Annotated in this window: 13 protein-coding genes; 5 read left to right on the forward strand and 8 right to left on the reverse strand. The window is 44.0% G+C overall.

What is annotated here, in order from left to right:
* From A3766_RS25185 to A3766_RS25195, 3 genes are all read right to left on the reverse strand, one after another.
* Positions 1 to 3,569 (reverse strand): AAA family ATPase (locus A3766_RS25185; RefSeq protein ID WP_156509127.1); only part of this gene is annotated, 3,569 nt, incomplete at its 3' end.
* Positions 3,560 to 3,832: a hypothetical protein gene (locus tag A3766_RS25190; protein ID WP_068515697.1), complete on the reverse strand. Its 273-nt coding sequence runs from the start codon at positions 3,830 to 3,832 to the stop codon at positions 3,560 to 3,562. The genes A3766_RS25190 and A3766_RS25185, both read right to left, overlap by 10 nt.
* A 111-nt stretch (positions 3,833 to 3,943) precedes the next feature.
* Positions 3,944 to 4,822, reverse strand: a complete 879-nt coding sequence (locus tag A3766_RS25195; protein WP_068515700.1) for an energy transducer TonB — start codon at positions 4,820 to 4,822, stop codon at positions 3,944 to 3,946.
* Positions 4,823 to 5,046: 224 nt separating this feature from the next.
* Here A3766_RS25195 and A3766_RS25200 point away from each other — a divergent pair, with 224 nt between their 5' ends.
* Positions 5,047 to 5,325: a response regulator gene (locus A3766_RS25200; RefSeq protein ID WP_068760303.1), complete on the forward strand. Its 279-nt coding sequence runs from the start codon at positions 5,047 to 5,049 to the stop codon at positions 5,323 to 5,325.
* A 15-nt stretch (positions 5,326 to 5,340) separates the two neighbouring features.
* Here A3766_RS25200 and A3766_RS25205 read toward each other — a convergent pair whose 3' ends face one another.
* Positions 5,341 to 5,613: a GIY-YIG nuclease family protein gene (locus A3766_RS25205; RefSeq protein WP_068515703.1), complete on the reverse strand. Its 273-nt coding sequence runs from the start codon at positions 5,611 to 5,613 to the stop codon at positions 5,341 to 5,343.
* 166 nt (positions 5,614 to 5,779) lie between these two features.
* Between A3766_RS25205 and A3766_RS29270 the strand changes: the two genes are divergently transcribed.
* The 3 genes from A3766_RS29270 (at position 5,780) to A3766_RS25220 (ending at position 8,483) form a co-directional block, all read left to right on the forward strand.
* Positions 5,780 to 6,094: a succinate dehydrogenase assembly factor 2 gene (locus A3766_RS29270; RefSeq protein ID WP_082865225.1), complete on the forward strand. Its 315-nt coding sequence runs from the start codon at positions 5,780 to 5,782 to the stop codon at positions 6,092 to 6,094.
* Positions 6,095 to 6,608: 514 nt separating this feature from the next.
* Positions 6,609 to 7,532, forward strand: a complete 924-nt coding sequence (locus tag A3766_RS25215) for a folate-binding protein YgfZ (protein WP_068553559.1) — start codon at positions 6,609 to 6,611, stop codon at positions 7,530 to 7,532.
* A gap of 114 nt (positions 7,533 to 7,646) precedes the next feature.
* Complete coding sequence (locus tag A3766_RS25220) at positions 7,647 to 8,483, forward strand: HDOD domain-containing protein (protein WP_068515707.1); 837 nt, start codon at positions 7,647 to 7,649, stop codon at positions 8,481 to 8,483.
* Between the two features lie 73 nt (positions 8,484 to 8,556).
* Here the strand turns inward: A3766_RS25220 and ung are convergent, their stop codons facing one another.
* From ung to A3766_RS25240, 4 genes are all read right to left on the reverse strand, one after another.
* On the reverse strand, positions 8,557 to 9,252 hold the full coding sequence (gene ung, locus A3766_RS25225; protein WP_068515738.1) for a uracil-DNA glycosylase: 696 nt from the start codon (positions 9,250 to 9,252) through the stop codon (positions 8,557 to 8,559).
* 29 nt (positions 9,253 to 9,281) lie between these two features.
* Entirely contained in the window at positions 9,282 to 10,838 is a 1,557-nt protein-coding gene (lysS, locus tag A3766_RS25230) for a lysine--tRNA ligase (protein WP_068515735.1), read from the reverse strand.
* Between the two features lie 59 nt (positions 10,839 to 10,897).
* Positions 10,898 to 11,996 (reverse strand): peptide chain release factor 2 gene (gene prfB / locus A3766_RS25235; protein ID WP_156490432.1). Its coding sequence is split into 2 segments (ribosomal slippage): positions 10,898 to 11,920 and positions 11,922 to 11,996, totalling 1,098 coding nucleotides; the frame shifts between segments, so codons are not numbered across the junction.
* A gap of 75 nt (positions 11,997 to 12,071) precedes the next feature.
* A complete protein-coding gene (locus A3766_RS25240) occupies positions 12,072 to 12,902 on the reverse strand; it encodes an alpha/beta hydrolase (RefSeq protein ID WP_068515713.1) in 831 nt (276 codons plus the stop codon).
* 331 nt (positions 12,903 to 13,233) lie between these two features.
* Between A3766_RS25240 and A3766_RS25245 the strand changes: the two genes are divergently transcribed.
* The coding region (locus tag A3766_RS25245) for a PLP-dependent cysteine synthase family protein (RefSeq protein WP_156509128.1) at positions 13,234 to 13,819 on the forward strand (586 nt) is incomplete at its 3' end.

Consider the following 13,819-nt stretch of genomic DNA (forward strand, 5'->3'; position numbering starts at 1 on the left):
AAGAATTCGTTTGATAAACCGGCATATTGTCTAAAGCCGTTTTCCTCGGCTTCCTTTATGGCCTGTTTATAACGCTTTGCCGTTTGTTCAAAAGGCGCGCCATCTAAGGCAAGCTGCTCTGCTTCTACCAAAGCAATTTTATGCTCATGATTAAGAGAATATAAATCGGCTCGAAGCTGAAGAATGTGCTTGAGCTCGTTTGATACTTTCTCCAATTTTTTGAATGCTTGATGACTAGCGCCTACAAAGCCCTCTCTCTGAGCACGAATAAAGGCAAGATTACTAAGGCAATATAGGTCAACCATCATAAAATGGCTTTTGAAAAGCCCGTAACTTGCAACCGCGTCAAACAAATGCGCAACCAGTGTTTCGCAATCCGCTTCGTCCCAGAAGAAGTATTCAAAACGGCAATACATGAGAAAGGCTTTGAAAGAACTACCATTGATAATTGCTAACGAGGTCGCCTCGAAGTTTTCGTCGCCAAGCAAGTATTCGTGCTTAAGATAAGATTGCCAAGAGTTTTCAAGTATCGGCAGAAAAGGAACACGCAAAGACTTTTTCTCGACAAAGGCCTTCGCCTCCTCATACTCTGTTAGTAACTCTTCAATGGGAAAGCCCGCAACCGCTTTGATCGTTGATTTCGCAGATAAGCACACCCCTGCTCTAGCAAGCTCTCCTGTCTCAATCCCGGCTTCGAAGCCTCTCTCGTAAGCGTAATATGACTCTGTGACGTGTCCTTTTAGATGTGCAAGTGACACTCCAATTCCATTCCATGCAGAAGCGGAGTCCCTACAGTTCGGATTACTTTCCAGCCACTGCTTAGCTTTTTCACCAGCTTCATAGGCTGCCCCATACTCATCTCTTAACGCCAATAGCATGCCATAGGTAGTTAAGGTCACCAGTGTTGCATCAGTTCGACCATGCAGTGTTGCAGATATCAAACTAGCCTGAATACAAACAGAAGCGAATTCTATGCGTTGCATCAAAAAGCCAGCTAAACCGAAATTAACCAAAACATAATTAGTTAAGTGATGCGACCGATCTTTACATTCTGGCCAGTTTTCAAAATCCTTAATCGGACGCTTAGCCAGCGCATCCCTTAGTTGCGATGCTTGCTCTAACATGATGGCTTTGAGAGAACTTAGGTCATCAGGAATATCAATACCCAATATTGACAAAGCCTGCCGCCCCATTTCTAGCCCAAGTGCGTAGTCTGAGCGGCCTATGGCTTGCACAAGCAGGTAGGCAAGCAACTCCACCTTGTCTAAAGGATCAATAGCATTATCGACCAGCTGGGAGTAAAGTTGCTTAGATGCTTCAAGGTCTCCGTTTAAGTATGCAGCTTCCGCTTTGATTTTATAGAGCTTGAAGCACTTATCATAACTCTCAGCCCATGCATTATCGCCCAATAAAATTAATGCCAAGCTTGAGTATTGATCAGCAGCAAGCCACACACTTGATAGCTTGGCTTTCTCAGCAGGCAAAACATTAAGCTCGATCAGGTTTTCAATTTCCAACTGATCGGAAATAAGCGAGATGCCATGATTAAGCTGCTCCACAAGCTCAAACACCCGTTCTTCTTTTTCGTCATCACTATAAGTCTTATATAGACGCCAGCCTATACTCAGGTGAGTATCGACCCTCTCTTCCTCACCCAAAGACTCATACGCTGCTTGCAACATCCGATCATGAAGGAATTTACACGATGGGATAAAACTATGAATTGCGGTTTCATGGCTCCGCAATGAATAATACTGGCTAAGTAATTTTTGGGGTACCAATACACTTTCGCCGTACTCCCCTTGCAGTGTTTGCTGAAAGCCGCCGATTACAGCTAAAAACCAATCGCCCCCCTCCTGAACAAGCAAGCCTTCTTTTAATGCCAGCCACAAAGATTCAGCAACTTCCTCCATGGGTAAGTCACTGGCAACAGCCAATGTTTCCAAATCAAATCTGGTACCCACACATGCAGCTTTTTGGAGGAGCTTTTGGGTTTTAATCGGTAGCTCAGACATGCGTTCAAGCATGAGCTCGACAACATTATCAGTTATCGACTCTAATTTTATAGTCTCCAAATCCCAAGTCCAATAGTGCTCTGAAATATCAAACGTTACGAGACCTTTCCTATCAAGCGCTTTAAGGAACTCTATCGAGAAAAAAGGGTTGCCTCCTGTTTTTGAAACAACAAGATCTGCCAGCTCTTGAACATCGGCTTGGGTACGCTGAAAAGTATCCATAATTAGCAAACGTAACTGGCCTTTTTTCAGCGGTTTTAGTTTTATATGTTGCGCCTCAAACTTTCGAGCGGCAACTTTGTTTAACATGCTTTGAGCCGGGTGCTGGCTATCAACTTCATTATCTCGATAAGCAAGTAATATAAGAAGGCGACAACCAGGTTCACTGAGCAACTCCGGTATCAGATGCAAAGTTCCGCGGTCTGCCCATTGAATGTCATCAATAAAGATAACCCAGGGCTTATCTTCTGTAATGGTTTTAATGAAAGCCTGAAAAACTAGCACGAAACGAGCAAGCGTCTCTTGTGCACCAAGAAGCAAAGGTGCCTCGTGTTTGCCGAAAAGCAGTTCCAATTCCGGAAGGAATTCAATTAACACTCTGACGTTATTACCCAAAGCTTCACCTAAGCGTTTACGCAGTGAAAGCAGCTGATCTTCAGGTAACCTTAGTTCTTGTTTTAGCCAGTTTGTCAGAGCTGCCTTAATCGCAGAGTATGGTGTATTTTGTTGGAATTGATCGAACTTACCGCTTATAAAGACGCCATTGCTCGCTGCGATGGGTTTGTACACTTCGTGAATCAATGCTGACTTGCCGATCCCTGAGTAACCGCAAACTGTCAGTAATTGGGGCCGACCTTGTTTCGCTTTATCAAAGCTTTCAAGCAAAAGGCCAAGCTCTTCATTTCGGCCACATAAGGTCTGAGGTATGCAAAAGCGACTAGATACATCGTTAGTCGCCAGCAAAAAATCATTTACCGTGCCATCTTTAACAATTGAACGCTGACAATGCAGCAAATCATGCTTTAGACCGAATGCGCTCTGGTATCTATCTTCAGCATTTTTCATCATCATTTTATCAATAATTGATGAAATAGCTGCTGGTAAAGCTGGCCTTTTAGTCGAAGCGCTCTGCTGTTGAGTCGCCATGTGGGCATACACTATACCCAGAGCATCATCAGCTTCGAATGGTAAGTCTCCCGTCAGAAGTTTATAGAAAGTTACGCCCAGAGTGTAAATATCACTTCGGTAGTCTATAGCACGGTTCATTCGCCCTGTTTGCTCGGGAGAAATATAACTTAAAATACCTTCAAGCTTATCAGGCTCGATAATGGCTGGCTGTTCGCGCGTTAATAATGAGGCCAGACCGAAATCGATAATTTGTACTCTTCCGGTATCCGGATTCAGAACGATATTTCCGGGATGCAAGTCTTTATGAATTACTTGAGCATGGTGAATCGCATCCAAGGCATCAGCGAGTTGAATAGCAATATCAAGGAATAGAGGAACAGGCAATTGATGGGAGTCTTGACTTTCAGCATAACGTTTTAAGTCCATGCCCGAATATCTTCCATCACCATACAAGGCGATAAAGAATCATCGATCAATTCCATTGCTTTAACGATGTTCGGGTGGTCAAACATCTGAAGAACTTCGTAGCTGAAAGCCATACGGGCACGCTGACTTTCTATATCGCAATTCTCACCGCAGGCACGGAGAATGACGCCCTCGCCTGTGGCTGCATTTTGGGCGCGAAATACCCTTGTTCCAACGCTTGAGAAAAGCGTTTCACTAATCGCATAATTAGGTATTTGGAACATACAACCTCATCGCCTGCTATCTTACTTATTCTTTTAAGTATAGCAGTCAAATCAGAGTAACCAGCATTATGGATGCCATGCAATAAGCACTGGCCAAATGACGCTCAACAGTTACTTAATCTGAAAGCTTATCGGTATTTCGATATAGCTGGCGACGTTCTTACCGTTGACTTGTGCAGGCTTAAACGTCCAGGAATCTTGCACAGTTTCCCAAGCGGTATAATCCAACACACCATAGTGGCTGCTTTGAATAATTAGTAAGCTCTCGACACCACCGTTGGGGTCGACATTCACTCCAATCACAACAGTACCCTGCCAGCCCCGTTTTGCAGCAATGGGAGGATATTTGGGTTCCGGGTTATCAGCACTTCCTAAAACATAGGAAGGTTTAGGTATTAACTCTAGCGCCTCAGGTTCCGTTTCCTGTACTTCTACAGGCTTTTCATCAGGTGGCTCATCGGCTTTCGTTTCGCTTGGTGGCTGATTGGGCTCAATAGAATTATTTTGCTCAATTTTTTGCTCGCTATAAAGGGCTCTAGTAGTCTCGACGGAACTCAGTACAACATCACGTATACTCGGTTTAACGATATCCTGTGATTTTGATTTCGGTACTTCGTCGGACCTGTCACTTTTCTCTCTCTTAGTCTTTTTTTGTTCAGACTCAAGTATGCTTTCCTTACTATTTTGCTTGTGTGTTTTTGGTTTTTCTGGGAGTTCCGGCCTCTTTTGTTCCACTTCACGAGGCATTTGAGCAGATACGTTTTCAACAATCTCCTTATCAGCGGGGTCCCCCTCCTCTTGCGAGGGTCTTAAGGAAACATTAACCGAAGTTTTTCCAATCGGCGCAAAGATTTCGTTCTGTCCTTCCCAAAGACTCAGCGCAATATGTGCCAAAAATGACAGTATAATCGCACCGGCTAAGGCTTTTCTTGGCCGAGAACTTGAACCACTAGCAATGGGTGAATCTATTGACAAGAACTTGTTTTCCATGGGTTGGGACTAAAGAAACGGAAACTGTGTGGAATAATACATTGAAATATAAACTTTTCTCTAAAGTTATCTATACTTTTAACCTGTAAAGAGATTGAAGACCACTTATTTACCAGCAGAAGTAGCGAGAAGAGAAGTTAAACATGGCAAACATATTAGTTGTTGATGACTCTGCATCAATGAGACAAATGATCAAATTCACCCTCGAGATCGCCTGACACAAAGTGACCGAAGCAACTGACGGTTTACAGGGTTTGCACCAAGCAAAAGATAATGCTTACGAGTTAATCATATCGGATGTAAATATGCCCAATATGAGTGGCATTGAGATGACAGCTGAGGTGCGTGCGCTTGGCTCGCATAAGTCTACACCCATTCTGTTACTCACAACCGAGTCAGGTCTTGATAAGAAAACCGAAGGCAAAAAAGCGGGAGCAACCGGCTGGCTAGTTAAGCCATTCGACCCGGAGCAGCTTACCAAAATAGTTAATAAGGTACTCTAGTCTATCGGGTACTCGTTAGCGGTTTGATGCTTCACAAATGAGCGTTTGTTTTTTAAGCACGCTCATTCTTTTTATCTCTACCTCTCTCTTAGTAGCCTCTGAGCGACTCTCAAAATCTTGAGAATAAACGATCTCTCTAGGTTCATGACCACGGAAAAACTTGGCGCCCTTCCCCGCCTTTTTCTCAAACATTTCGCAATGTTCTTTAAATCGCCGATCAATATCCGTGCTGATGCCGGTATATAGTTTTCCACAGGATGTTCGGATCATGTAGACCTGCCAAGACATCAATAAGCCTCTAAATTCATTATTCAGTTAAATATACACTAATTAACCACGGCGATGCGTAGCCGGAGTCATTCAGCTTATATCTTACACCACAACGACGCTCTGTTCTTGAGTGTACCCAAAGCAAGCACTATAATGCAGCCTCTGCAAACAATTGGATAACTCAATGTCGGATCAGCCTTCGCAAAACTCAGCAAATGACACCCAAGAAACAAGCCAGCTCGATGAAACGAAAAGGGCTGAATTCAACCGATTGTTTTGGCATAGCCGCCGAGGAATGCTCGAACTTGATGTGCTGTTAGTGCCATTCTTGAAAGAGGCCTACTCTACTCTTCCTGAAGATGACCAAGCCCGTTTTAGAAACTTATTAGATTGTGAAGACCCCGATCTTTTTGCTTGGTTTATGCGTAACGGAGCACCAGAAGACCCGGATCACGCTCGCATAGTTAAGATTATTCTTGACCGTGTTCAGCCAGACTAAAGTTCAGTTTATACCGTCCAAGTTACTTGCGGGAGTAATTTTGCTCCCGTATGCCGCGGCTATTTTTCTTAGCCTTACTCACGAAATTTATCTGCCGCTAAAAGTTTCTATCTGCTTGATATGCACACTAGCTGGTTTTTACCATCTGCTAAGTCGAGCTTTGCTTCGCTCTCGCTTTGCTATCACTTCCTTAGTTGTTTCCAACGAGAACCTTAGTATTTACTTTTCGAACGAAGATGCAATCAACGGACAAATACTTGGAAAAAGTTTTATCTCCAGATATCTTTGCTTACTTACGGTAAAACATGCTCCTCTTATTGATAGTCGCCTAGCCTTTATTAGTGCGTACACAAGTAAATCTCATATATTAGTTACACCTCTAAACCTTGAGTGTCCAGATTCATTTAGACGTTTTCGCGTCTTTAGCAAATTCGGCAATATCAATATAAAGCACCGCGATGCTGTATAATCGCTAAATACTAAAAAACTAATTACAACTGACAGTTACCACATTATGACTCACATGTTTATCAATCTACCCAGTCGTTTTATCAGCATCACTGGTGAAGACTCAGAAAAGTTTCTTCAAGGTCAATGCTCTACTGATATCAACTCCCTAGATTCGAACCATTTCTCTTATGGCACCCTGAACACACCCAAGGGACGTATATATGGCTTGTTTAAAGTTGTACGGATTTCAAATGGTTTATTGCTGTCCGTAGATGAAAGCTGCTTTGAACATATCCTCAAGACCTTAAGCAAATACGCAGTTTTCTTTAAGTGCGAACTCAAAGAAGCTAACTTTCACTCTTATGGTTGTAGCACGCCATCATTAGCAGTTATATGTGAGCGCTACCCTGAATTGGCCGCATTAAAAGCCCCCGAAGACAATTCAAACAAAGCAGGTGATGACAACACCCTGTTAATAAGACTACCCGGTAAGCAAGGCCTTTTGGAGTTCTGGTCCCAACAAGTACCCGATGACAGCTGTTCAGATACTGAGGCCCTTGAAAACTGGCTGGCGAAAGAAACTAAAGCAGGTATTCCACAAGTATTTTCTGCCACACAAGAACAGTTCATTCTTCAGGAGCTGAATCTACATGAATTGGGTGCAGTCAGCTTTAAAAAAGGATGTTATACCGGACAGGAAATCATCGCCCGTATGAAGTTCTTAGGTAAGCTTAAAAAGCGCATGTGTTTACTTGAAGGAAATGGCACTGCCGCCGATCAACTCGAGCCAGGTGCCGATGTGTTTATTAAAACTATCGAAGGTTTGCCCAAGAAAGTCGGTAAGCTCGTCCGAGCCCATACATTGACAGATACGATTATTACTGCTTTAGCTGTGCTAAACAAGGAACAAGTCGATACAGGTGAGACAACGTATATCGGCTCCGACCTGGATACTGGGTTTATTGTGTCTGACCTTAGTTATTCTTAAGAAAACTATAACGAACTCAGGTTTTTTACTTCGTTCCGATAATTTCTAGAACAAAAGCGTTTTGCTCTGCTATAACTAATGAGTAGATGAAAAACATCTTGAATCGAGGTATTCATGTCAGAAATTGGTCAGAAGATAAAACAAGATATATTGGAAGCAATTGAGAACGACACTATTGTCTTACCAACGCTTCCTGAAATTGCTTTAGATGTTAAGAGAATCAGCGAAGACGAAGATTCGGGGTTATTCGACCTGATCGACGTTATTAACAAAGATACTGCCTTATCAGCACGCCTACTCAAGGTTAGCAACAGCCCTTTGTTTCGCGGTGCAAATGAAATCACTACGCTAAACATGGCAGTAAACCGCTTAGGCATGCAATATACGAGTAATCTTGCAACAGGCCTCGCAATGGAGCAGATGTTCCAAGCAACTTCAGAGATGATCGACAAGCGTATGCGCGAGACTTGGGAGCGCAGTACCGAAGTAGCGGGTATATGTAGTGTGCTCGCACGGCAGCACCCTCATCTGGCTGCAGGCCAAGCGACGTTGGCCGGACTCGTTTATTCCATCGGTTCTTTGCCGGTCCTTAAGTACGTTGAAGATAACGACGTTCAAATAAATAGCGTAATGCTCGACAACCTTTTGGATGAACTTCAGCCCATCGTGGGTCAGAAGATATTAGAGAAATGGGACTTTCCATCCGAGCTCAAACCTGTACCCAAAGAGTGTGTTAATTTCACTCGAGAAGTTGAAAAAGCGGATTACGCCGATTTGGTCATGGTTGCCATGCTACACAGCTATGCTGGCTCAGAACACCACTATGTAGAGATGGACTGGTCGCACATTACAGCGTTTGAACGTATTGGCGTTGACCCAACTATGGACCCGAATGCAGATGAAGACCTAAGTGCTGAAATGGAAGCAGCAATGGCGTTGCTAAATGCCTAATAGAATAAGCAGGCCTAAGACATAAAAAAAGCCGATCACTTGATCGGCTTTTTATTAGATAAATACTTAATTTTTAAACAACAGACGCCCAGTTTATTGGCTGTTTACCATTATCTATCAAGTATTGATTTGTCCTTGAGAAATGGCGACAGCCAAAAAAACCACGATAGGCAGAAAGCGGCGAAGGGTGCGGTCCTTCCAATACAAAGTGCTTCTGACGATCAATCAGCTTACCTTTCTTTTGGGCATAACTCCCCCAAAGCAGGAAAACAACACCAGACCGTTGCTGATTCAGCACCTCAATAACCCTGTCAGTAAACGTTTCCCAACCTTTTCCTTGGTGGGCACCAGCTCGAGCCTGCTCAACCGTCAACACCGCATTCAGCAATAGCACACCTTGATCGGCCCAAGAAATTAGATTTCCTGAACTTGGAATCGGCATGCCTGTATCCGTGTTGAGTTCTTGATATATATTACGTAATGAAGGCGGTATTGCTACACCCGGCTGAACCGAGAAACACAAACCATGCGCCTGCCCAGGCCCGTGATACGGGTCCTGCCCGATAATAACAACCTTTACCTCTTCAAAAGCGGTATGATTCAGCGCATTGAAGATTTCGGAGCCTTGCGGATAAATAATTTTACCCGCAGCCTTTTCGCTGCTTAGAAATCCACGTAAAGACTGCATGTAAGGCAGGGTAAGCTGGTCGCCGACAACTTGCTGCCAGGACTCACTCAGTCTACCTTCTTTTTCTGAACCTTCAGCCATCATATGAAACCCAAACAATAAGCCCCTTATTAAGATACTGGCTTCATGTGCGGGAACAAAATAACGTCTTTAATGGTTGGGCTGTCGGTAAATAGCATCACTAGCCTATCAATACCGATACCCTCACCTGCAGTAGGTGGCATACCGTATTCAAGAGCCTGGATGTAATCTGAGTCGTAATGCATCGCTTCATCATCACCAGCATCTTTTTCTTCAACCTGCTTGCGGAAGCGGTCAGCCTGGTCTTCAGCGTCATTAAGCTCCGAAAAGCCATTTGCCAATTCACGGCCGCCAACAAAGAACTCAAAACGGTCAGTGATAAATGGGTTGTCATCATTTCGACGCGCTAATGGAGAAACTTCCCATGGGTAGGCAGTAATAAAAGTAGGCTGATCGAGCTTTTCTTCAGCAGTCTCTTCAAAGATTTCGCATAACCACTTACCTGCACCCCAGGCAGATTGCTTAGCATCTTCTCTAATACCGACCTGGCGTCCATAGGCAATCATTTGCTCCAAGTTATTTCCGGCGTCGTTGATGATAGACGGCTCAAAGTCTGGATTGTACTTAAGCACAGCTTCGGCCATTGTCATGCGCTCGAAGGGTTTGGCAAAGTCATAGACCGTCTCGGCAATCACTTCGCCATCTGCATCTTTCTTAGTTGATTTAATGTCAGTTGTACCCAGTACATCCAAGGCGATAGTACGCAGCATGTCTTCAGTAGTATCCATTAAGTCATGATAAGTTGCGTAAGCCTGGTAGAATTCGATCATTGTGAATTCAGGATTATGACGGGTCGAAAGACCTTCATTTCTGAAGTTACGGTTAATTTCAAACACTCGCTCAAAACCACCCACAACCAAGCGCTTCAAGTACAATTCTGGCGCGATACGCAAGTACATACCGATATCCAGTGCATTGTGATGCGTTTCAAAAGGCTTAGCCGTTGCGCCACCAGGAATGGTTTGCAGCATCGGTGTTTCAACTTCCATAAAGTCACGATCACTTAGGTATTTACGAATCCCCTCAATAATCTTGGAGCGAACCATAAACAAATCGCGAGTTTCCTGGTTGATGATCAAGTCAACATAGCGCTGACGATACTTAGTTTCCTGATCCGCCAAGCCGTGAAACTTATCCGGTAAAGGGCGTAGTGCCTTAGTCAGGATAACCACATCTTCTGCACGTTCTATATTAACAAATAACTCGCCCTTACCCGACTTATGCAGGGCACCCCGTACACCAACAATATCACCTAAATCAAAACGGGTTTTGTAGCCAATTTCTTTTTGAATATCTTTTGGTACGTAATACTGCATACCACCCGATACATCAGAAATCTTAGTAAATGGCCCCCGCTGAAACATGATTCGACCCGCAACAGATACTTGGTTATCCTGTTCTTCTAGCTCTGGCTTAGAGAACTCACCGAACTTTTCTAACAGATCTCCTGCTAAATCTTTTCGCTCGAAGTCATTACGGTGACCATTTGCTGAACAACCATCACGCAGTTCCTTGAGTTTGTTCTTACGCTCAGTGATCAACTTATTTTGGTCTTCAGTGTTCGTAGTATTCTGTTCGTTCGACATATTTTCTTCCAATTACTTATCCATTGCTGCCACCAAAGACGATAGCAGCAAACTAAAAATTAAAGGCCTTGCTTAAGACTGGCTTCGATAAACTGATCCAGGTCGCCATCTAAGACATTATTGCAGTTACTGGTCTCAACATTGGTTCGCAGATCTTTGATCCGCGAAGAGTCCAGTACATAGGAGCGGATTTGACTTCCCCAACCAATATCTGACTTAGTATCTTCCAATGCTTGTGCCGCTTCGCTACGCTTCATCATCTCTAGCTCATATAACTTTGCTCGAAGCTGCTGCATAGCCTTATCTTTGTTTTGATGCTGTGAACGTTGGTTCTGGCATTGGACCACAATACCGCTTGGCTCATGAGTAATACGTATTGCTGAATCGGTTGTATTAACGTGCTGGCCGCCCGCACCACTAGAGCGATACGTATCAATACGCAGGTCTGCCGGGTTAATTTCAATATCGACGTTATCATCAATTTCCGGTGATACAAACACCGATGCAAAAGAAGTATGGCGACGGCTGCCTGAATCAAAAGGAGATTTTCTTACCAAGCGATGGACACCTGTCTCTGTACGTAACCAACCAAATGCATATTCACCGGTAAATTGGATTGTCGCACTTTTGATGCCGGCAACTTCACCGTCGGAGAGTTCAATGATTTCAGTCTTGAAACCTTTCTTCTCCCCCCACCGTAAGAACATACGCAATAACATGCTGGCCCAATCTTGAGCCTCGGTACCACCTGAGCCAGACTGAATATCGAGATATGCGTTGTTTTCATCCATCTCGCCAGAAAACATTCTTCGAAACTCTAGCGTTTCAAGCTTTTCACTTAGCGTGCCAAGCTCATCTTCAACAGCAGAAACCGTTTCTTCATCTTGCTCTTCCACAGCCATATCCAGCAGCTCCTGAGCGTCCACCAGACCAACGTCGAGATTTTCTATGGTTGCTACAACAGCTTCTAGATTAGAGCGTTCTTTGCCAAGCGCTTGCGCGTTGTCCGGATCATCCCAGACACTAGGCAATTCTAATTCACGTTCAACTTCTACAAGTCGCTCTTTTTTTACATCAAAGTCAAAGATACCCCCTAAGCGTTTGCACACGCTCAGACATATCTTTTATTTGCTGCACTAGCGGGTTTACTTCCAACATCTATTGACTCACATTCCTTAAAACTGAAAAAAGCGAAATAACACACTTAATAAAGCGCGCCATTCTACCGCTAAGCTAAAACCGCTCCAACCAATTTTTCATTTCTTTCGCAGTTTCCGGCCAGCTTGGCTCTAATAAAATCTCATGCAACGCCTTTGGAACGATTTTTCTTTGCTTATTAGTCATCTCTAAACGATCAAATAAGTGTTCACTCACCCAGGGCTCAACGAGTTCATCGCCTTCTCCGTGCCATATAGCGATGGGCGTTTTGATTTGCGAAGCCTGCTTGCGTAGCTTAGTAACTGCCGATAAATACTCTGTAAACCAACGTGCACTAACCTTACCGTGATTAAATGGGTCTGTGGCATAAGCGGCAACAACCTCGGGATCAGAACACACCACACTTGCTTCTATGGGATGAGCAAGACTGAGTCTAGGTAGAAAGAAACTCATTGTATTGCCAATAACACGCGTAAACCACGGGACAGCAATTGAAACATCAGCCGCTGGCCCACTTAAGGCTACACCACTGAATCGGCCAGGATACTCTAACAAGTGGTGCAAACTAATCATTCCACCCATCGAATGACCAAGTAAATATTGCTTTTCTTCCATGACTGTAGAACGCAGTGTTTCCAAGTCTTGCGCGTAGTCACTCCAACGCCTTACATGCCCGCGCTTACCTTCAGACTGACCATGCCCTCGATGATCTAGCGCATAGACTGCGTATCCCTGGGAAACAAACCACTCAGCAATGCACTGATAACGCCCCGCATGTTCACTCCAGCCATGCGAAATAACAATCGCAGCTTTAGCATTTTGATTAGGCCAGTAGTAGAAGTTCAGCAGTAAACCATCATCCGTTTCTACCTTTGATTGAGTCGGTGCAAGCCTTGCTACACTCATTCGCTTTGTTTCCTTTATTAGTCTATATACTGAAAATAAGTTTTATTGAATTTTGGAGCAAGTANAGTAAATTATGGTGCCTACTATTTAGCGCCTAAGTGTATCGTTTTTATGGCCGATAGTTTACCCTATTGGCGACCTCATTTCTGACGATTTTTAGCTATGCGCATTTCACTCTCTCATCATGCAAAACAACTCGCTAAGCCCAATACTGCTTGCAGCAACCGGTGCCTCTCCAAGCTCTGCGTATTGAGAGCTGATTCGAATAGTAAGCTAAGTCAGTAACCAAGTATATTGTAATGACTGAATGCCACTCAAAGGGAATATTCAAATGAAATATAACAACATTCTTGAAACCATCGGCAACACGCCGCACGTACGAATCAACAAGCTTTTCCGAGACGATATCGAAGTATGGATGAAGGTCGAACGCTTTAATCCCGGCGGCAGCATTAAAGACCGTATTGGCCTCGCTATGATCGAGGCCGCCGAGAAGTCAGACCAGATCAACAAAGATACCGTTATTGTTGAACCGACATCAGGAAACACCGGCATCGGTCTGGCTCAAGCAGCTGCGGTAAAAGGCTATAAGCTGATTCTAGTTATGCCGGAGTCAATGTCTATAGAACGTCGAAAGTACATGACAGCTCTGGGTGCCGAGCTCGTACTAACACCAAAAGAAAAAGGCATGGGCGGTGCAATTGAAACAGCTGCCGAACTAGTTACAAAAGGCAGTAATCACTGGATGCCACAACAATTTACCAATGCTGAAAATGTTGCGATCCATCGCCGTACTACTGCGCAAGAGATTATTTCCGATTTCCCCGATGGTCTTGATTATCTGATTACCGGTGTTGGCACTGGCGGTCATATCACTGGCTGTACAGAGGAACTTCGTAAAGCCTTCCCTTCTATAC

Source organism: Oleiphilus sp. HI0132 (assembly GCF_001635845.1).